Source organism: Malaciobacter canalis (assembly GCF_008000835.1).
Lineage (GTDB): Bacteria > Campylobacterota > Campylobacteria > Campylobacterales > Arcobacteraceae > Malaciobacter > Malaciobacter canalis.
This window is the reverse complement of record NZ_CP042812.1, coordinates 1,240,358-1,260,631: the sequence shown is the minus strand read 5'-3', so window position 1 is coordinate 1,260,631 and position 20,274 is coordinate 1,240,358. Positions and strand designations below refer to the sequence as shown.

The 20,274-nt window shown below is 26.9% G+C and carries 19 protein-coding genes; 3 read left to right on the top strand and 16 right to left on the bottom strand.

The window, feature by feature from the left end; genetic code table 11:
• Positions 1–10: 10 nt before the first annotated feature.
• From ACAN_RS06360 to dapE, 5 genes are all read right to left on the bottom strand, one after another.
• On the bottom strand, positions 11–1,150 hold the full coding sequence (locus tag ACAN_RS06360) for a type II toxin-antitoxin system HipA family toxin (protein ID WP_099335124.1): 1,140 nt from the start codon (positions 1,148–1,150) through the stop codon (positions 11–13).
• On the bottom strand, positions 1,143–1,382 hold the full coding sequence (locus ACAN_RS06355) for a helix-turn-helix domain-containing protein (protein ID WP_099335123.1): 240 nt from the start codon (positions 1,380–1,382) through the stop codon (positions 1,143–1,145). Before ACAN_RS06355 ends, ACAN_RS06360 begins: the two co-directional genes overlap by 8 nt.
• Positions 1,383–1,534: 152 nt before the next feature.
• Positions 1,535–1,687 (bottom strand): ORF6N domain-containing protein, encoded by a 153-nt coding sequence (locus tag ACAN_RS14110; protein WP_322853530.1) that lies wholly within the window; start codon positions 1,685–1,687, stop codon positions 1,535–1,537.
• Positions 1,688–1,707: 20 nt separating this feature from the next.
• Positions 1,708–1,824, bottom strand: a complete 117-nt coding sequence (locus ACAN_RS14105; RefSeq protein WP_265734245.1) for an ORF6N domain-containing protein — start codon at positions 1,822–1,824, stop codon at positions 1,708–1,710.
• A gap of 82 nt (positions 1,825–1,906) precedes the next feature.
• A complete protein-coding gene (dapE, locus tag ACAN_RS06345; RefSeq protein WP_099335122.1) occupies positions 1,907–3,007 on the bottom strand; it encodes a succinyl-diaminopimelate desuccinylase in 1,101 nt (366 codons plus the stop codon).
• An 83-nt stretch (positions 3,008–3,090) separates the two neighbouring features.
• Between dapE and ACAN_RS06340 the strand changes: the two genes are divergently transcribed.
• Positions 3,091–5,829 carry a DUF748 domain-containing protein gene (locus ACAN_RS06340; protein ID WP_099335121.1) on the top strand — a complete coding sequence of 913 codons (2,739 nt, stop codon included), beginning with the start codon at positions 3,091–3,093 and terminating at the stop codon, positions 5,827–5,829.
• A 116-nt stretch (positions 5,830–5,945) separates the two neighbouring features.
• Positions 5,946–6,488, top strand: a complete 543-nt coding sequence (locus tag ACAN_RS06335; protein ID WP_099335120.1) for a hypothetical protein — start codon at positions 5,946–5,948, stop codon at positions 6,486–6,488.
• Positions 6,489–6,508: 20 nt separating this feature from the next.
• Here ACAN_RS06335 and ACAN_RS06330 read toward each other — a convergent pair whose 3' ends face one another.
• The 8 genes from ACAN_RS06330 to aroB form a co-directional block, all read right to left on the bottom strand.
• The gene (locus tag ACAN_RS06330) at positions 6,509–8,710 is read right to left on the bottom strand and encodes an endonuclease MutS2 (RefSeq protein WP_099335119.1); all 2,202 of its coding nucleotides are present in this window, start codon (positions 8,708–8,710) and stop codon (positions 6,509–6,511) included.
• A gap of 32 nt (positions 8,711–8,742) precedes the next feature.
• The gene (locus ACAN_RS06325; RefSeq protein WP_099335118.1) at positions 8,743–10,077 is read right to left on the bottom strand and encodes an SLC13 family permease; all 1,335 of its coding nucleotides are present in this window, start codon (positions 10,075–10,077) and stop codon (positions 8,743–8,745) included.
• Between the two features lie 198 nt (positions 10,078–10,275).
• Positions 10,276–10,812, bottom strand: coding sequence for a molybdopterin adenylyltransferase (gene mog / locus ACAN_RS06320; RefSeq protein WP_099335117.1), 537 nt, complete (start codon positions 10,810–10,812; stop codon positions 10,276–10,278).
• 16 nt (positions 10,813–10,828) lie between these two features.
• On the bottom strand, positions 10,829–11,341 hold the full coding sequence (gene bioV, locus ACAN_RS06315) for a pimelyl-ACP methyl ester esterase BioV (RefSeq protein ID WP_191287725.1): 513 nt from the start codon (positions 11,339–11,341) through the stop codon (positions 10,829–10,831).
• Positions 11,331–12,806, bottom strand: coding sequence for an AAA family ATPase (locus tag ACAN_RS06310; protein WP_099335142.1), 1,476 nt, complete (start codon positions 12,804–12,806; stop codon positions 11,331–11,333). The genes bioV and ACAN_RS06310 overlap by 11 nt, the downstream gene beginning before the upstream one ends.
• Positions 12,787–14,055 carry a tRNA (N(6)-L-threonylcarbamoyladenosine(37)-C(2))-methylthiotransferase MtaB gene (gene mtaB / locus ACAN_RS06305; RefSeq protein WP_099335115.1) on the bottom strand — a complete coding sequence of 423 codons (1,269 nt, stop codon included), beginning with the start codon at positions 14,053–14,055 and terminating at the stop codon, positions 12,787–12,789. The genes ACAN_RS06310 and mtaB overlap by 20 nt, the downstream gene beginning before the upstream one ends.
• Positions 14,052–15,728, bottom strand: coding sequence for a mechanosensitive ion channel domain-containing protein (locus ACAN_RS06300; protein ID WP_099335114.1), 1,677 nt, complete (start codon positions 15,726–15,728; stop codon positions 14,052–14,054). The genes mtaB and ACAN_RS06300 overlap by 4 nt, the downstream gene beginning before the upstream one ends.
• Positions 15,728–16,765: a 3-dehydroquinate synthase gene (gene aroB / locus ACAN_RS06295; RefSeq protein WP_099335113.1), complete on the bottom strand. Its 1,038-nt coding sequence runs from the start codon at positions 16,763–16,765 to the stop codon at positions 15,728–15,730. Before aroB ends, ACAN_RS06300 begins: the two co-directional genes overlap by 1 nt.
• Positions 16,766–16,932: 167 nt before the next feature.
• Here aroB and ACAN_RS06290 point away from each other — a divergent pair, with 167 nt between their 5' ends.
• Complete coding sequence (locus tag ACAN_RS06290) at positions 16,933–18,579, top strand: BCCT family transporter (RefSeq protein ID WP_099335112.1); 1,647 nt, start codon at positions 16,933–16,935, stop codon at positions 18,577–18,579.
• A 2-nt stretch (positions 18,580–18,581) separates the two neighbouring features.
• Here the strand turns inward: ACAN_RS06290 and ACAN_RS06285 are convergent, their stop codons facing one another.
• From ACAN_RS06285 to ACAN_RS06275, 3 genes are read right to left on the bottom strand one after another with little or no spacing between them, the layout of a single operon-like run.
• Positions 18,582–18,809, bottom strand: a complete 228-nt coding sequence (locus ACAN_RS06285; protein ID WP_099335111.1) for a hypothetical protein — start codon at positions 18,807–18,809, stop codon at positions 18,582–18,584.
• Positions 18,810–18,818: 9 nt separating this feature from the next.
• On the bottom strand, positions 18,819–19,634 hold the full coding sequence (locus tag ACAN_RS06280) for a CheR family methyltransferase (RefSeq protein ID WP_099335110.1): 816 nt from the start codon (positions 19,632–19,634) through the stop codon (positions 18,819–18,821).
• A gap of 3 nt (positions 19,635–19,637) precedes the next feature.
• Entirely contained in the window at positions 19,638–20,273 is a 636-nt protein-coding gene (locus ACAN_RS06275) for a HEAT repeat domain-containing protein (protein ID WP_099335109.1), read from the bottom strand.
• Position 20,274: the final 1 nt, after the last annotated feature.

Below are 20,274 nucleotides of genomic sequence, written 5' to 3'. Positions count from 1 at the left end.
TTTATACTTTCTAAGACCATTTTTCAATCAAATTATCAATAAATTCTGATAGTTCTTCATCTTTTTTATAACTCTTTGCTTCTTCTATAATCTCATCTTTTGCTTTTACACATAGTTCATAAAGTTCTTTAACCTCTTTTGCTGTCAAATCACAAAATTCTATACCAAACCTTAGAAGTTGCTTTTCTTTCCACCATTTTTTACTTCCTAAAAGATGAAGTGCTGGTATATCATTTTTGATATACACTGTTGTAGTTACCACATCATAAGCAGGAGCCAATTTTATATTTGAAATATCTTCATAAATCAAGCCAAAGTTTTTAAGGTGAGCATCTCCATTTTTTAATAAAAAATTTATAACTATCATTTTAAAAAAGTTTGCTAAAGACTCTTTTTTATATTTGGGTGATACAAAAGTCTTTATGTTTTTTGCTATTTGTTCATAAGTCCCTTCATATTTGTCATCACGATTTTTCCCAAAAAGTACGCACATATCTTCAAAACCTAAATAAGTGTTGTCCTCTTTTATATCAAATCTTTTCATGATAAAAAGTTTTCTATCTTGGGATAAATAAAATTCAGGTACACAAATATTTGCTTTTTGAACAACTCTCATACACAAGTATTCATTAAGCGCCAGTTCTTGGTACTCTTCACCCCAAGACTTGACAATATAATCTTCAAGTTTTAATGTAGCTTTGTTTTCTATTTGAGCTAAAACCTTTGGTTGAACTCCAGAAATTGGTGAATTTAAAGCAAATCTAGATACCAGTTCATCAAACAATTTTTCATTTGAAGAATGAAGTAAATCATCTAAAACAAGAGGTTTTAACTCTACTTTTAAATCTTGCTCATAAGAAACTCTTCCTTTTATATTTGGTGACATAAGTTTTAATAAACCAAAATCATCAGTCTTTGTGAACTTTGAAAAATGCTTTTTGATTATAGATAATAAATAACCCTCAGGTAAGTGCATTTCAAATAGAGGATGAAGATTTTTACTATTCCAAGATTTAGCACGAACAGGCATAGTAAGTGAGATAAACTCTTTTTTATCTTCAGTTTTATAAGAAAAAATATACTCATTTTCTTCAAAGGACAAAATACCTGATACTTTAGAATCAACCTTTACAGTTAAAAAATCATTCATTTCTCAAATCCTCCAATGTAGGAAATAGACTTTTTTGTTTGATACAAAATTCATACCCCAAATAATCAAGTATTTGCATAACTTTTTTTATCCCCACATCCACACCTCTTCCATTTTCTAATGAAGAAAGTGTCGCTCGCGAAATTTTTAAATCATCACAAATCTTTGATTGGGAGATAGAGCTTTCTTTTCTATATTTTTTTATTTCTAATCCTAGTTCTTTTAAATCCATTTTATCTCTTTTGTAAAATATATTAGACATTTTATAATTTTATTTACATTTTGTCAAATATATTATACAAATAATGCAACTAATTCTTTTGAGTTGTTAGTTGTTAAAGATTCGCATGATATTTATAGTTACATCTGTAGCAACTTTACTTTTTAGTACCGTTGCAAGCATATAGACCCTTGCTCAGTAAAAGCGTATGGTATAGCTCTTGTTTTGGAAAACTTTGTGGTCACAAATTGTGACCGCAAAACTTCGAGCTCTTCTTTTGTGAGTTGAAACATAAAATCACTTGGAAAGCGATCGATGTTCCTTTTTACAGCTTGGTTTAAAACTTTTTTGTTTCTACTTCATAAAGTAAAGCCAAGTCACTATCTAACATCACTTTTAAGTTACGAATATCATAGATTTGATTTTCAATCAATTGTTTTGGTAAGTTTTCCATAGAACTACTCCATAATAAATATAAAGTAATTCTATCAGTTATTTATAGAAATAATAAAAGATATTACATAATGTAATCAAATCTAAAAGTTTTTAATCAAATCCACATAAACATCAGTTAAACCTTCAACCTCTTTAACTGTTGTTCTTTCCCCTACACTATGGATAGTATCATTTATAACACCAAACTCGATAGCTTCTATTCCAAAAGCTCCAAAATATCTAGCGTCACTTGTTCCACCAGCTGTTGAGTGCTTTGTAGTTACTCCAAGTACTTTTGATATTGAAGTTTCCATAGCACGTACAACTTTTGACTCTTTGTTTGTTACAAATGGAAATGAGCCTTGTGTAGTTTTAAACTCATAATCTAATCCCTTAAGTTTTTCATGAATGAACTTTTCAACATCTTCTCTTTTTGTGTTTGTTGAGTTTCTTACATTGAACATTAGTTTTAGATTTGGTGGAGTTACATTTGTAACTTGCATACCACCTCTTATATCTGTTATCACCATCTTACTTGGAGCAAAGTATTCATCTCCATCATCAAGATTATGACCAGCAATTTTTGGTAAAATCTCTGCAAAGTTATGTACTGGATTTATGCATTTTTCAGGATATGCAGCATGACCTTGCTTTCCTTTTATAGTGATGTATCCATTTATACTTCCTCGTCGCCCTACTTTTATAGCATCTCCAAATACTTCTTCACAAGTTGGTTCTGCTACGACTGCATATTGTGGAATAAAATCAATCTCTTTTAAATGTTCAAGTGCTTTAATAGTTCCATAAGTTCCCTCACCCTCTTCATCACTTGTCATAAGAATTGAAAGTGTACCATCAAAGTTTTTTGCATGTTTGCAAGCATAAAGATAAGCTGCAACTCCACTTTTCATATCTTGTGTTCCTCTTGCAGTTATAACACCATCAATAATATCAGCTGCAAAGGGATCAACATCCCAACCCTCACCAGTAGGAACTACATCAATGTGTCCAGCAAAACACAGATGTTGTGGATTGTTATTGAATTTTTTGTAATAAAATCTATTTTTTGTATCTTCTTTATCTATATTTATACAAGTCCACTCATTTCCTAAATACTCTTCAATAAAATCAAATGCTTTGTCATCATCTGGTGTAATTGATTTAAACCTTAATAACTTTTGAAATAACTCTATAACTGTCAATTTCTCTCCTTTTATTAGGTGTGATTGTACCTAAGTTATGTTTATTTTGCTATAATAAACATAGACCATAATAAAGGTTTTATATGAAAAACAATAAATTTTTAAAAATATTAATAGCAGTATTTGCTTTATACTCTTTGCTTGGCTTTTTTGTGTTACCTTACTTTTTAAAGCCAAAACTTCAAGAAATCATCAACCAAAACATCACAAAACAGGCTTTTATTCAAGATTTAAAATTTAACCCTTTTACTTTTGAAGCTAATTTAATAGGCTTTGAGATAAAAGATAAAAAGAGTACTATTTTATCATTTGATAAATTTTATATTGATTTTTCTATATTTAAATCTATTGATAAAAGACACATTAGATTTGAAAAAGTTTTACTTAAAAATGCTTTAATAAATATAGTAGAAAACAAAGATCAAACTATAAATCTTGCAAAAATTTTAAAAGAAACAAAAACTAATAATAATCAAGAGAAAGAACAATCAAGTGATAATCTAATAAATTTTTTAATTCGTAAGGCAGTTATTGAAAATGCAACAATAAATTTTGAAAAGAAAAGTGATATTGAACCATTTTCAATCACACTAAGTGAGTTAAATTATACTTTTTATGATTTAGGAAGTTTCAAAAATATCCTTGCTTCTCAAACACTAACAACGAAAATCAACAAAAACACTCTACTTACACTAAAAGGTGGATTTAAAATTGAGCCTTTATCTATGTATGCAAATGTAAATTTAAAAAGGTTAAAACCATCTGAACTAATTACATACAAAAAAAGTATGCTAAATTTTGATATATCAGATAAAACATCACTTGATTTAAATTTTGGTTATCAACTAAGCTTTAAAGACAAGATTGATTTATCAATACAAGATTTAAACTTAGATATTAAAGATTTTGAATTAATTCAAGAAAAAAACTCTTTAATTAGTTTTAAAAACTTTAGTATAAATAGTCTATCTTTAGACTATTTAAATCAAGAAATAAATATTAATAGCATAAATTTAGATGCTCTTAAAACAAACATCATAAGTTCTAAAGATGAAGTTATAAACCTAACAACTTTAATAAATCAAGATAACTCAAAACAAGAAAACAAAAAAACACAAGAAAAACAAAATCCATGGAATATAGACCTAAGAAGTGCAAATATTTCAAATACAAATATTAATTATGAAGATTTAAAAACAACAAATAAACTAAACTTAGAAAATCTATCTTTAACTTTTGAAAAGTTTAGATTTGAAAACAGTAATATCTTTTTAGAAACAGCATCACTAAAAGAGCCAAAAGTAAATTTTGAAAATAAAAAAGAGAAATTAGGTATTAATATAAACAATCTAAATCTTGACATACAAAACCTATCAAAAGAGAAAGAAAAAATTCAAATTGATATAATAAACTTAGATAAAAAATCACTTTTTTTAAGTGATAAATTAAAAAATCAAATAGTTACAAAAAATATTGATTTAAGTATAAAAAATTTTAATTTTTCTAATAAAACCCTAAGCATTGAAAAGAGCATTTTAAAAAATCCTTATATTAGTATAACTTTACCAAAAAAAGATAAAGTAAAAGAATTAAAAAAAGAAGTTACTAAAAATAGTAAAAATGTAGAAACTAAAAATAGTTTAAATATGCAAATTGGTCCTTTTAATATAAAAAATGCATCATTAAATTTTGAAGATAAGAACTTACCAATTCCTTTTAAAACTTTAGTCTCAAAACTAAATGGAGAATTTTCAGAGTTTAGTACTACAAGTTCAAAGCCAACAGAACTTAAGCTTGAGGGCAAAGTTGATAAGTATGGATATACAAAAATCACAGGACTTGTAAATCATGAAAATATAAAAGAGCTTACAGATGTAAACTTACTATTTAAAAATATTGCTATTAAAAACTTTACTCCTTATTCTGGAAAATTTATAGGAAAAGAAATTGAAACTGGTAAATTAAATCTTGATTTGAAATACAATATCAAAAAATCAAATCTTGATGCAAAAAATAGCATTGTTATTAGTGATATAAAACTTGGAGATGAAGTAAAAAGTGAAGATGCAGTATCTTTACCTTTAGAATTAGCAATTGCTTTACTTGAGGATGCTGATGGAATAATTGATTTAGATATTCCAATATCTGGAAATGTAGATGATCCAAAGTTTGCTATTGCTCCAATTGTATGGCAAGCTTTCACAAATTTAATAGTAAAAGCAGTTAGTGCTCCATTTAGTTTTTTAGCTTCATTGTTAGGAATTGAAGCAGATGAGATAAAATCAATAGATTTTCATTTTGCAGATGCAAAAATACTTCCATCAGAAAAAGAAGCTTTAGATAATATTGCAAAAATCATGGAAAAAAGACCAAATATAGCAATTAAAATAAATCCTAGTTTTACACAAGAAGATATAAATAAACTAAAAGAATTAAAAGCCGAAGAAAATATAGAAAAAACAATGAAAGAGTTTAAACAAGGGGATAAATATCAACTTGCAATTGAAAAAATCTATCTTTCATTTAAAAATAGTAAAAATTTAAAAGAGCTAAAAAAAGAGTTTATAGTAAAGAAAAAAGAGAAAGAGATTTTCCAAAAAGATAGATATTTAAACCATATGAAAGATATGATTATATCAAAACAAGTTATTTCAGATGATATAATTTTAAATTTAACAAAACAAAGAATAGAGAATATAAATAAATACTTAATAGGTGAAAAAAGTATAAAAGAAAATAGAGTTATTATTAAAAAAACAGATAAAGCAAATACAAGTAAAAGCTTTACAAGCTTCGATTTACAAATAGACATAGCAAGATAATATATATTTAGTTATATTAATTTTTATTATATTTGTCTATATTTATTGACTTTGTATTAGTTTTTTTGATAATATTAATCAATTTACTTTTATTATAATTTTTATAAGGAATATTTATGAATAAAATATTATATGCTTTTATTGGATTGTTTATTATAGCAACTAGTTATGGAGTTTATACACAAGTTACAAAAAAACCTTTAAACACAAAAAGAGTATCTTGTCAAAACAAAACAACAACTTTTGAAAAAATAAATAAAAATGCAAATATTCAAGAAGCAAAAGAACTTTTTCTAACTTCAAACTATGATTTATCAATAAGTATTGATTATTCAAAATATATGAAAAGTAATTTAAAAGATATTTTAGATGAACAAAAATTAGAAAAAATGATAAAAGATGTAATAAGCAACTATGAAGATGAAGATAAAAGTGTTAAAAAAAATCTAACTATTCATGCATATCTTTATGAAAATGACAAAGAAGACAAGGGTAAAAAAAGCAAAAAAGCAAAACTTTATGCGGGATATATTCTTATGGAGTTTAAGCTAAATAACAAAAGTGTTTATAAAATCCAAACTGATTATATGAATATGGATACAAGTGATTTAAAAGAAAGAATTGATTGTTCAATTAAATCATTTGTTTCTATAAAATAAAAAAGATAATCTTTTTTATTTTATAGTTTTATAACTTTTGCTCCAAATCCACCACTACTTGGATGGGCATCTTCATAGCTTCTAATTTTAGGATGTTTATCAAGATATTTTTTTGTTGCTGCTGCTAATTTTCCTGTACCAATTCCATGATAAACTAATACTTCATCAAAACCTGCAATTAAAGCATCAGATAAAAATTTATCTAAATTTTCTAAAGCTTCATCTACTCTTTGTCCATGTAAATCTAACTTTACATGTCCTGTTTCTGGTTTTGAAACTGTAACAGTTGTTTTTGGTTTTATAGTAGGTTTTGGCATATTGCCACTTCTTGATAAATCTTTAAGTGGAACTTTCATTTTCATTCCTGAATCATTTTCAATGAAAGCTTGTTGTCCTTTGATTGAGACAATAACACCTTTTGAAGTTCTATACTTAACTCTATCTCCAACTTTTAATTCTTCTATTTCAGTTATTTTTTGAGTTTTTATACTAGAAGCTTTTGTATGAGCAACATTTAAGTGTCTATGTCCCTCTTTTGAAATTTTTGCTTTTATAGCTTTTTTTGCTTCTTCTCTTGCGTCTTTATACTCTTTGTGTAGCTTAGATTTTTCAGAATAAACTAACTCATCAAGATTTTCTTTTTGTTCTTTCAACGATTTTTTAATTCTTTGTGTATCTTCTAACTCTTTATCTAATTTTTCAATTTTTTGTTTATATTCTCTTTCAAGTTCACTACTTCTTTCAATAAGTTCGTTTAATTTATCTTTATCTTCACCATAAACCTTTTTTGCGAGTTTGATTATATTGTGAGGAATTCCATATCTACTTGCAGTTTCAAAAGCATAAGATTTACCTATTGTACCTTGTAAAAACTCATAAGTTGGTCTTTGATTTTTTTCATCATAAAGTGCAGCAACTAATTCTACATCACTATTTGAAGCAAGTAATGCTGCCAATCTTTTATGATGTGTTGTAATAATAATCTTTATATCTTTTTTTATAAGTTCTTCAATTATTACTTTAAATAAACTAGCTGCTTCATCTGAGTCTGTTCCAAGTTCTATCTCATCTACACCAACAATTGCATTTTTCTTTGAAAAAAGAGTTGAGAACTCAACCATTCTTCCTGCAAAAGTTGAAATATCATTTTTTACACTTTGAGGATCATCTAATACTGCTAATATATTTTTAAAACTTCCAATTTGTGAAGATTTATGTGCATTATATGGAAGTAAATATTTAGACAATAAAACAGCAGATAAAATAGATTTTAACATCATAGTTTTACCACCAGCATTTACCCCAGTAATCATAATAACTGATTTTGTAAAATCAATAGTAATAGGTTTTGCTCCATGAAGTGCGGGATGTCTAAACTCTACTAGTTTACAACTATTGTTTCTACTTGGTAATAAAAAGTTTCTATCATTTGCTTTTGCAAAAAATAGTCTTGCTTGGTAGTGATCAACTCTATCAAACTCTTTATTTATAAATTTTAAAAACATCAAATGCTTTTCAAACATTGAAGAAATTTGTTTACAAAACTTTAATAGAACCTCTTCTTGTTTATTTATAAGGTCACTTCTTCTTTGTTTTAATTCACTAATATTGTGAGGAACTACATAAAAGAATCCAGAGTTTGATCTATGTACAACTGTTGCTTTTATTACATGATTAAATCCACCTCTTACTAAAATAGCCTCTTGGTCATTTACTAAATGCACTTGTGAATCAACTAAATATGGTCTTAATTTTGATGAATTTATGACTTTATATAAAGCTTGTCTAATTAAATCTTTATTTTTATAAATAGCATTTTGAATATTGTCATAATCTTCATCAACACCCTCTTTTAGATTACCTTTTGAATCAAAGTAATCATCTAACTTTAAAATATCACTTGGAATGATGATTTTATCTATCCACTCTTTTAGTTTTCCCTCAAAGTTAAATCTTTTTAAATATAAAAAGTATCTAATTATTTTAGTAAATTCATAAATATCATCAAGTTTTAAAATACCTTGTTTTTGTATATAAACTAATGAATTATCTAAATTTGCAACCTCTTTTGGTGCATTTATATCAAACTTTGAAAGTTCTTCTATGAGTTTAAAATGTAAGTTTATATCACCTTCAAGTATGATTGATTTTTTTCTTGAAAAAAGTTCTTGGAAGGATTCTATATACTCTGTTAAGTCTAGTTTTTTTATTATATCTTTCATTTGCGTATTATAGCCAAAGGGCTATAATACTTTTATAAATAAAACTGCCAATATACTAAAGCAATTACTGTAATAGAAATAATTCCTAAAATATTAAATAATAATCCAAATTTTGCCATATCTTTTACTTTAACAGCACCACTACTCATAGCAATGGCATTTGGGGGAGTAGCAATAGGAAGCATAAATGCATATGAAGCACAAATAGTTGATACAAACAAAATAAGAGTCATATTAACATCTGCTACTTGACCAAGAGAATAAATAATTGGTAAAGCAATTGAAATCAATGCAGTATTTGATGTAACTTCTGTTGTAAATGTTATTAATGCAGCAACTAATATTATAAGAAAAATAACAGGAAGATTTACTAGATCAAGTAAATAGTGTGCAATTTCATTTGCTAAGCCTGTTGATGCAAATGCCGCTGCAATAGAAAAACCTGCACCAAATAAGAAAATAATTTCATATGGAATTTTCTTTGTATCTTCCCAAGTTAAAAACCCAATCTTAGGCATAAACATCAATAAACCATATCCTAATAAAATACCTTTTTCATTTAAACCTAAACCAGAATAAAAAGGTTCAATTTTTGAATTTACAAAAAGTAAAAGAATTAAACTACCAAGAAAATACATAAGCCTTCTTTGGTCACTTGTCAAATGTTCCCTATCTTCTAAATGTGTATCAAATTTTAGATGCTGAACGCCAAGAGATAAGAAGAAAGGAATTAATGTTAACATTAAAAAAGCCAATGGTGCAGTTAATAAAATCCATTTTATAAAAGGAATAGCCTCAATTGAATGCTGATCCATAAAACCTAGTAAAATTAAGTTTGGAGGTGTTCCAATAGGTGTTACAATACCACCAATACTAGCACCATAAGCAATAGCAAGTACAAGTCTTACTTTTAATTTTGTATCATTTGTCAAAAACATTGCAATAGGTATTAAAAGTAAAGCAGTTGTAGTATTTGAAATAAGTGAACTTAAAAAAGCTGAAGTAATTGCCAATGAAAAAATTATTCCTCTGGGGGTATTAGGGAAGATTGTTAATAATTTATTTGAAATATATTTATGTAAATTAGTTTTTTGAGTTGCAATTGCCACCATAAAACCACCAAGGAATAGGAAAATAATTGATTTAGAGTAGTTTGCAGTAGTAGCACTTGTACTCATAATATCAAAGGAAGGGAATAAAAGAATAGGCAAAAGTGACACTACGCCAATTGGTAATCCCTCGTTTGTCCATAGTACTACAAGTAACACTATTATTGCTAATAAAATTGAGTGTTGAGTACTAAAAGCTATGCTTGCTATAAAAAACATAGCAATCGATAAAATCAATGCAGTAAGTAGTTGTTTCAAAACATTCCTTTTATTTAAAATTACTGTTGTTATATTTATTGTAATTATAAAAAACTAAATTACTTTTATATTTCATAATTTTTATCAAATAAAAATAAAATTATTACATAAAGTTACACAAAAAAATTATAAAACATTATTTCTACACTTAAGCCACACTCTTTATACATTTTTAAGTAACATATGCTCTTTTGGAATCTATTTTTTCTTTGGTCTAAAAGGCTTAATTACCTCTTCATTACATTCTAAATATGGTCCTTCCATTAAATCAATACAATATGGAATTGCAGGAAAAACTGCATCTAAACACTCTCTAATTGATTTTGGTTTTCCAGGTAAATTTACTATCAGTGAGCTTCCTCTAAGTCCTGCTGTTTGTCTTGAAAGAATTGCAGTTGGAACAAACTTCAATGACTCTGCACGCATTAATTCACCAAATCCTGGCATCATTCTATCGCAAACTGCTTCTGTTGCTTCTGGAGTTACATCTCTTGCAGCAGGTCCTGTTCCACCTGTTGTAACAACTAAACAACAATCCTCTTTATCTACTAACTCTTTTAAAGTATCTTCAATAGTCTTTTGATCATCTTCTATACATCTATATATAGGCTCCCAAGAAGAAGTAAGATAATCATTCATAGTATCAACTATTGCTTTTCCACTAATATCTTCATAAATTCCCTTACTTGCTCTATCACTTGCTGTAATTATTCCAATCTTTGCTGTATTACTCATAATAATCCTTTTGTATTTATAGTATATGTCCTGCATCGTTTATAAAATAAACTGTTGCGAACTCTTTGAAAAACTTTTTTGCTTCATATGATTTTATTATTTTATCTTTTGCACCAAGATAAACTTCTATTTTAGTACCTTTTTTTATAAGTTCTTTAAGCTCTTTTTCTTTCCATTCATAAGTTAGTAACTCTTCTAATTGTTCATAAGTTCCAAGATTGAAATACTTTGAAGTATCAATACTTTTAGGATAAGAGATGTTTTCTAAAAAATTCAAACAATAAGCTTTTGCATCTTTTTTAAAAAACATCAGTTGCATTCTTTTGTATTTTTTATCATTTATTTGGAAAAAAGCTGGAGAAAAAAGTTGCAATAAATCAACTCTTTTTTCACTTTTTAAAGCATGCTTAAAAGCTTTGATTGCACCATAAGAAAACCCACTAACAGTAAAATCATTTTCAACTAAATATTGATTAAATAGCTCTTTTTCACTACTTAAACAAAATCCATTATAATACTTAGAAGTCATTTTCACAAATTACCTCATTTTTTAACATAATCTCTTTTAATCTATTAATCTCAACTGCATTATGTGAAAGCTCTGCTCTTAACTCATTTTTAACTCTATTTATAAGTTCATTTGCATCATTTGCCATCTTATATTTTTCAACCATATTTAAAGCAATCTTCATAGCATGCTTTAAATCATCACTATTAACTGCATGTTGTTCTTTTTTAATAACTTCAACACCAATACTACCAGCTAAATATCTTTTGATATTTTCTATAAGTTCATTATATGAAGGATAAGTCGATTCTAATTTAGGTACATCTTCATCAAAAAGTGAAACTTTACTTTTACATACAAAAGCTTTACTTGCTTGATAGATAGATAAAATCTCTTTTTGTTTTTCATTTAAGATTTTAGTTTGTTTTTTTCCAAATTGCAATTTATTTTTTGCTATTTCAATATCTTCATCTTCTAAAACTTTTGATTCTCTTTTTATCATATTTAATAAAGCTTCATTTACCAAAGTAGCAAGTGCAGCAGAAGAGAAACCAGCTGTTGTATCTGCAAGTTTTTCTACATCAAACTCGATATTTTTACCTTTTAAATAAAGCTCTAAGATATGTTTTCTATCTTCTATATTTGGTAAATTTAAAAATACCCTTCTATCAAATCTTCCTGCTCTTAATAAGGCATCATCTAACACATCAATTTTATTTGTTGCAGCTATTACAATAACTCCACTATCTCCCTCAAAACCATCCATTTGAGTTAAAAGTTCATTTAGTGTTGCTTCTCTTTCATCATTTGATGTACCAGTTCTTTTTTTACCAATTGCATCAATCTCATCAATAAATACAATAGCAGGAGCACTAGCTTTTGCTTTTATAAATAACTCTCTTACTTTTTTTGCTCCCATACCAACATATATTTGAACAAAACTAGCTCCACTTTGATAGAAAAATGGAACATCAGCTTCTCCTGCAACAGCCCTTGCAATAAGCGTTTTACCAACACCTGGAGGACCTACTAAAAGTACACCTTTTGGAAGTTTAACTCCATGGGAAATATATTTTTTAGGAGAGTTTAAAAAGTCAACTATTTCTTCAAGTTCACCTTTAATCTCAGAAATACCAGCAACATCTTTAAATGAAAGATTTGATGTAACAGCTTTGATATTACTTGAAGAGTCTACATCTTCTTTAGATATTGAATGCTCTTTTTGTTTACTAAGTTCTTTTTCAAAAGCACTTGTTTTAATACCTTTTTTATCAAAAAACTCTTTAATCTTATTTTGCTTAAGTTTTAAAAATATTGCAAATATTAGCAATAAAAATAAAAAAAGAAGTCCTACATAATAAGAACTTCCTTCAATTTGAGTACTGCTTTTATACATAGTATAAATAAATAAAACCAGCAATATGGTTGCTGATAAAATCATAAGTTTTAAGTTTTTGTCTAGCTTATTATTTGAATCTTGCGACATTTTTATCTTGCCTTCTTTCATAATCATCAAGGAAAATCCAATCTCCTGTTAAATCAACACTACTTTCAACTTCAATTTGATTAAAGAATTGATCTAATCCTATGTATTTTCCATTTTTTTCTTGTTCTATCAAGACCTCTAATGTTTGAGTATTATTTTTTCTAAACTCATAGTTTTTCTTCTCTATTATAGATGTTAATTCATTATATCTTTCTTTTGCAATATTACCTTTTACAATATCTTTCATAGATGCACTTGGTGTTCCATCTCTTTTTGAATATGTAAATGCATGAACATGAGTTAAAGGAAATCTTTTTAAGTTTTCCATAGCTTCAGCCCAAAGTTGATTAGTCTCACCTGGATGACCTACAATAAAATCAGTTCCTAAAGCATAACCATTCTCTTTTAAAAACTCAAAAAGTTCTAAATCTTTTAAAACTTTATTTCTTCTGTTCATTATTTTTAACATCTCTTTTGAAGTATGTTGAAGTGCAATATGCAAATGCTTTGCCATAAAAGGTTCATTTATGATCTCTTTAAATTCATCATCAATTTGAATAGGTTCAATACTTCCCATTCTAATACGTCTAACACCTTTTATTTGTGACATTTTTTTAAGAAGTTTAGCCAACGATGTATGTTGTTTTTTTCCATAACTTCCTACATTCGTACCAGTTAAAATAAACTCACCAAAACCATTACTTGCAAGTTTTTCTATTTGTTCTAAAATCTTATCTTCTTTATAACTTCTTGCATCACCTCTTACGTGAGGTATAATACAGTAACTACATCTAAAGTCACATCCTTCTTGTATTTTTATAAAAGCTCTACTTTTACCTATAAACTCTTCAACAATAGTATCATCAATATGTTCTAAATCTCCAGCTTGAAAAAATCTCTCTTCTTTTTTCAAAAGTTCATTGATTTTCTCTTTTTCACTATGACCAAAAAGTGAATCAACTTTATCTTCTTTAAATAAATTCTCACCTTTAGTCCATACTCCACATCCAGTAAAAACAACTCTTGGTTTTTTAGGAAGTCTATTTAACTGATTTATATAACCCCTTGCAGTTGAATCTGCACTATTTGTAACTGTACATGAATTTATAACTACAATATCAGCTTGCTTTTCATCTTTTGTTACTTCAAAATCTTCTAAATTACTCATCATAACTTGAGTATCAAAAACATTTGTTCTACAACCAAAAGTTTTAAAATATACTTTTGGTTTTGTCTGTGAAAATATCATATAATTTTGCCCTCTTCTGGTAAATCTGCTGGTTTTTCTCTTTTTTCATTAAGATTAATACTTTGAGTAGGATAAGCAATATGGATATCATCTTCTGCCATAAATGCTTTTAAAATTTCAGGTGACATTGTACTTCTAAGTACCAATGCAGCATATGAGTTAGTAAGATACCAAGAAGATATTACAATACCATAAGGTTCAACAAAAGTATAAACTCTAGGTTCAACTCCTGTTGCTCTTAATTGATACTTACTTCTCATTTTTGATAACTGTTTTCTAGTAATATCAGTATATCCTTTAGAATAGTGTTTTAAAATCTCTTTTGCAATATGCTGAGCTTTTTTATGGTTTGAATCAAATGTAATAGTAATATCAATACCATCCCAAACAGTTCTAAGACCTGAGTGTGTATAGTTTGCAATCATCTCTGAGAAAACATAATTATTAGGAATAAAAAATATTCTTCCCGTTCTTCTATTTACCATATATGATGTTAAAGTTATATCCTCTCTAATAGTGATTTTAAATAATGAAATATCTAAAACATCTCCTACAACTTCAAGACCATTTCTAGTAACTTTAATTCTATCTCCTACTTGAATAGAACCAGATGTTACAATTACAAGCCATCCAAATATAGACATAAACCAATCTTTTAAAGCAATCGCAATACCAGCTGATGCGAAACCTAAGATTGTTACTACATATGAAACATTATCTATATATGAAAATAAAACTATTAAAACTATTATAAATACAACTAGAAAATTGATAATTTTATTTGTAAGATAATAACTCTCATTTTGAGAAAAGTATTTTTTTAAACCTAGTTTTATTAAAAAAGATATAAAAAATAGTAAAAAAACAATTATAAAAATTGTGAATATTTTCTGTATTTGAGTTGAAATTTGTGATTTTATCTCTAATGTTACTTGTTCAACTTTTCTTGTATAAACCTCTTCTGTTGTTGATACTATTTCAAGTACCATATTAAAATCTTTTTTTTGCTTATCTAAAAAAGTTAATATCTCTTTATATTGAGTTTTTTGATCTAAATTATATAGTTCCAAATATAAAAAGACTTTCTTTTCTAGTAAAGAGATAAGATTTGCAATATCTTTTTCTATTGTTATAAACTCTTTTTTATTGTTTTCAAGTTTTTTTATATATGACAATGCATTAATTATTCCAAAAGGATTAGTTATATCTTCATATTTTTCAACTTCTGGGGGACTTAATAAACTCCCAATTGGTGAACCTTTATACTCAGATATAAGTTCTAACTCATTTTGTTTAATTCTAATTTTATTATTTAATTGAGAATAATGCTCATCTGTTTTGCCTTTACCTTTTGCACTTTGTTTTAGTAGCTCAAGCTCTTTAGATATTTTTCTATAAGCTAAATAATTACTATATCTTTTCAATAAAATATTATCTTTTAACTTTTCATTTAACTCTTCTATTCTTTTTTGCAATACACCAATTTGAGCAAGATCTTGCATACTTCTTTCTTTTAAAGCCGCTTGTCTTTGAGCTATTTCTTGGTTTGCTAAATCTTGTGCTGTTAACTCTTTTGGTTCATCTAAAATATCATCATCTAATTCATTTGCATAAACACAAAAGTTAAGAAGCAATAAAGCTGCAAAAATATAAGTAAAGAAACCTTTTTTCATTAATTAAAAACCTTTAAAACTTCTATTACATCATCTTTATTTATTTCATCTGTAATTAGACAATTTCCTATTTTTTTTGGAAGAATAAACTTAATCTTATTATCAAGAGATTTTTTATCCAAAAAGAAATGCTCATAAAACTCTTCTACATCTTCAATTTTGTAACTTGTAGGAATATTATATTTCTCTAATAAATTTTTTACTCTTAAAGCTTCTTCTTGGCTTATATGACCTAACTTTACTGCAAGTTCATTTGCCATAACCATACCAATACCAACAGCTTCACCATGTAAATATGTTTTGTATTGTGTTTCATTTTCAATTACATGTCCAAAAGTATGCCCATAATTTAAAGCTGCTCTAATGCCATTCTCTTTTTCATCTTGAATAACTACATTTGCTTTTGTTTCAACTGATTTTTGAATTGCTATTTTAATATTTTCTTCTTTTGTTAAATCATTTTCTTCTAGCCATTTAAAAAAGTCTTTATTAAAAGTTACAGCCATCTTAATAATCTCTGCAACACCTGCACCAAACTCTCTTTTTGGTAAAGTTGTTAAAAAGAAAGGATCAATTAGTACCTCTTTTGGTTGATGAAAAGCACCAATAAGATTTTTCCCATACTTATTATTTATTCCTGTTTTTCCTCCAACACTTGCATCAACTTGAGAAAGCAGTGTTGTTGGAACTTGCACAAAACTAATGCCCCTTTGATAAATAGAAGCAGCAAAACCTGTCATATCTCCAATAACTCCACCACCAAAAGCAACTAAAAGTGACTTTCTATCAAGTCTATTTTCAAAACAATGATCTAAAATCATATCAATTGTTTGCATATTTTTATACTGTTCTCCATCAGGTACAGTAACAACACTTATCTCTTTTGCTGTAATTTTTTCTTTTAAATACTCTAAGTGAAATGAACTTACAGTTGGGTTTGTAACTATGACAACTTTTGTATCATAATATATTTCATTTAACCTATTTATTGTAATATCATAAGAAGTGTTATTTGGTAAAGTAATATTTACTATCATATATAAAATCCATTTAGTATAATTTGATAAATTTTATCTAAAAAGAGCTAATTCTAGCTTTAAAAATATGATTACCTAGGCATAGTTACACAAAAGTGATTTCTTAATTATATGTTAAGATATTTATGTTATCTTAAAAAATTCTATTTTAACTATAAGGAATTTTTATGGAAATTTCAAATATTGGGATATTTAAAGGAATGAATAAAAAAATGTCAATACTTAGTATTTTTTTAATACTTTTAAGTGTTGCTATTACTGGATATTTTCCTTTAAAAAGTGCTATTTACTTAAAAGATATAAGGGAATTTTTAAACCCTTTTTTAGAGTGGTACTATGTTTTATTAGTGGCATTTTTATTAGCTTTTATGATTTGGCTTGGAATGGGAAGATATAGAAATGTAAGACTTGGGGGAGATTTAGAACAACCTGAATTTACATTTTTTTCTTGGGTTTCTATGCTTTTTGCAGCAGGAACAGGTGTAGGTATCCTTTTTTGGTCAGTAGCACAACCAATAATACAATTTCAAAATAATCCCTTTACAGGTACAGCTATGACCCCAGAAGCTGCAATTACAGGAATGAGTCTTAGTTTTTTTCATTGGGGTTTAAATGGCTGGGCGATTTTTTCATTTATTGCACTTACAATGGCATATTTTTCTTTTCGTCATGACTATCCTTTGACTATTCGTTCTGCACTATATCCAATATTTGGAAGAAAAGTGGATGGAATTTTAGGTGATTTTGTAGATATTCTTGCAGTATCTGGTACTATTTTTGGTATTGCAACAACTCTAGGATTGGGAGTTGAGCAAATGAATGCTGGATTAAAAGAGGTTTTAAATATTAAGCCATCTTTATTTTTACAACTAGGAGTAATGACTGCAATTATGATTATTGCAACTATTTCTGTAGTTTCAGGAGTAAATAAAGGAGTAAAACTTTTATCAATTGGGAACTTTTGGTTAAGTATAATAGTATTGCTTTTTTTACTAGTATTTGGACCTACTCAATACTTAATTGGTGTAACAGTAGAAGCAACAGGTCACTACATACAAAATATAGTTAGATTAACTTTTCATACAAATGTAACACATGATACAAATTGGCAATCTGTTTGGACAGTATTTTTTTGGGGTTGGTGGATAGCCTGGTCTCCATTTGTTGGGATGTTTATAGCAAGAATCTCAAGGGGTAGAACTATTGGTGAATTTGTAGCAGGAGTACTACTAACACCAACACTTATCACAATTGTTTGGATAGGACTATTTGGAGGAACAGCTTTATATGAAGAGTTATTTTTAGGAAAAGATATAGTTGCAGCTGTAAACAATGATATATCTTCTGCACTATTTGTTATGCTTGAAAATCTTGAAGTTGGTATTCTTGGAGAAATAATGTCATTTTTAATGATTGTTTTAATTGCTACTTATTTAATCACTTCTGCAAATGCAGGAACATTAGTAATAACTACAATCTTATCAGCAGGCTCAACAACACCACCTGCTGTACATAGAGTTTTATGGGGAATAATTTTAACATTATTAACAGGTGTACTTATACTAGCAGGAGGATTAGAAACCTTACAAGCAGCAGTTATAACAGCTGCATTACCTTTTTCAGTTATTATAATTATTATGATAGCTGGATTATTAAAAAGTCTAAGTTTAGAAAACACACCAGCACGATCTGGTAATGAACAATTAAGCGCAAGAGAACCATGGATTTTAGATGAAGATGTGGGTGAAGAACCAACAATAATGGATGAGTTTAACCCAAATATTAAAAAACTTAAAGAACCAGAGTATAAATAGTTTTATTTATACTCTATATTTTCAAAAAACAAAGATAGAAAATTATTTTTACATATAATTTCTTTTTCTTTATTTATACAAAATAGTTGTTGCAAAGCTAATGCACAAATATTATCAGTTTCAATTTGAATTATTTCAATTCTTTTATTATTTATTTTACTAATAAAATCTTCTAACATGCCATCATTTATTTCTTCTTTTAAAACTAATTTATTCCCTTCTTTTCTCATGATTATTCCTTATTTTTGATAAACTATATTTTGTCCATATTTTCTTGTTTTAAAAGTTGAACTTATTCTATTCATTGATTCTGCATGACCTAAAAAAACAAATCCATCAGGGTTTAACATATTATAAAATGTAGTAGCAACTTCTCTTCTACTTGCTTCATCAAAATAAATAAGCATATTTCTAGAAAAAATAACATCAAATTTACCTAAACTTTTCATTCTTTCTTTTTCCATTACATTAATTACTTTAAAATCAACAACTTCCTTTAAAAAATCATTTATATTATATAATAAGCCATTTTCTTTAAAATACTCATCTTTAATTTTCAAAGGCAAAAACTCAACACTTCTTTTAGAGAATGTTCCACTTTTTGCTTTTTTAATTACATTTGAATCAATATCAATTCCTACTATTTCAAAATCTCTTTTTTCCACTAAATATTTTTCTTCTAATAAATGAAGTGCAATTGAATATGCTTCTTCTCCAGTGGAACTTGGAGCACAAAGTATTCTAATTGGTTTATCAATAGCTCTTATTCTATCTAGCTCATAAAGTACATTATTTATCAAAATTTCAAACTGGTAATTTTCTCTAAAAAAATATGTTTCATTTATTGTTATAATATTTAATAAATCTTGCATCTTTTCATTTGTTTTATCAAACCTAATTGCATGAAAAAATTCTCTAAAAGTTTTATAGTTTTGCTTATTCATATATACTTCTAGTTTAGGTTTTAATATATTAAATCTTTTTTCGCCAATTGATATTCCTGATCTTCTATATATTACATCAGTTAATTTTATATAGTCTTTTTCATTTATCATGATTTATCCTTTTATTTTATCAATAGCTAAATCAACTCCAAAGATTAGATATTGATTATCTTTATGCTCTAATTTTAAAGATTCAAGTAAAGCGATATCATCAATACTTCCAATTTCACCTATATAATCAACAGCTGTCATAATTACATTTATATCTTTTTCTAAAACTAAAAAATATCGAAGTATATCAATACTTTTGTCATACTTAACATCTCCTAAAATATTTAATGCAAAAATCCTAATATCTTTATCATCATTTTTTAATAGTTTTTCTATAAAAAAAATTGCTTCTTCATTAGATTCTTGAAGATATTTAATAGCCATATTTCTTAAATACACATTTGTACTTTGAAGTGTTTTTAATAACTCATCATAATCTTTATCTGTTTTATTTTTCCCATGAAAGCTATTAAAAATAATATCAATATAAATATGATCTTCAATTTTATTCTCACCAAATAGCATATTTGTTAACTTAAGCATATGATTTATTGATTGTTCGCTAATTAAAAACTCCAATGCATCTACCCTTAAATCTTCACTATTGTTTATATCTTTAAATACTATTTGAGCTTGAATATAATCTTCAAAAATTTTACTTTCTATTTGTTGTGTTGTTTGTTTTTTCTTTAAAGCCATT

Bases quoted from the DNA above. Each gene is read 5' to 3' on its own strand.
- ACAN_RS06360 (WP_099335124.1), bottom strand. From the start codon at position 1,150: ATGAATGATTTTTTAACTGTAAAGGTTGATTCTAAAGTATCAGGTATT.
- ACAN_RS06355 (WP_099335123.1), bottom strand. From the start codon at position 1,382: ATGGATTTAAAAGAACTAGGATTAGAAATAAAAAAATATAGAAAAGAA.
- ACAN_RS14105 (WP_265734245.1), bottom strand. From the start codon at position 1,824: ATGGAAAACTTACCAAAACAATTGATTGAAAATCAAATCTATGATATT.
- ACAN_RS06340 (WP_099335121.1), top strand. From the start codon at position 3,091: ATGAAAAACAATAAATTTTTAAAAATATTAATAGCAGTATTTGCTTTA.
- ACAN_RS06335 (WP_099335120.1), top strand. From the start codon at position 5,946: ATGAATAAAATATTATATGCTTTTATTGGATTGTTTATTATAGCAACT.
- ACAN_RS06330 (WP_099335119.1), bottom strand. From the start codon at position 8,710: ATGAAAGATATAATAAAAAAACTAGACTTAACAGAGTATATAGAATCC.
- mog (WP_099335117.1), bottom strand. From the start codon at position 10,812: ATGAGTAATACAGCAAAGATTGGAATAATTACAGCAAGTGATAGAGCA.
- bioV (WP_191287725.1), bottom strand. From the start codon at position 11,341: ATGACTTCTAAGTATTATAATGGATTTTGTTTAAGTAGTGAAAAAGAG.
- ACAN_RS06310 (WP_099335142.1), bottom strand. From the start codon at position 12,806: ATGTCGCAAGATTCAAATAATAAGCTAGACAAAAACTTAAAACTTATG.
- mtaB (WP_099335115.1), bottom strand. From the start codon at position 14,055: ATGATATTTTCACAGACAAAACCAAAAGTATATTTTAAAACTTTTGGT.
- ACAN_RS06300 (WP_099335114.1), bottom strand. From the start codon at position 15,728: ATGAAAAAAGGTTTCTTTACTTATATTTTTGCAGCTTTATTGCTTCTT.
- aroB (WP_099335113.1), bottom strand. From the start codon at position 16,765: ATGATAGTAAATATTACTTTACCAAATAACACTTCTTATGATATTACA.
- ACAN_RS06290 (WP_099335112.1), top strand. From the start codon at position 16,933: ATGGAAATTTCAAATATTGGGATATTTAAAGGAATGAATAAAAAAATG.
- ACAN_RS06285 (WP_099335111.1), bottom strand. From the start codon at position 18,809: ATGAGAAAAGAAGGGAATAAATTAGTTTTAAAAGAAGAAATAAATGAT.
- ACAN_RS06280 (WP_099335110.1), bottom strand. From the start codon at position 19,634: ATGATAAATGAAAAAGACTATATAAAATTAACTGATGTAATATATAGA.
- ACAN_RS06275 (WP_099335109.1), bottom strand. From the start codon at position 20,273: ATGGCTTTAAAGAAAAAACAAACAACACAACAAATAGAAAGTAAAATT.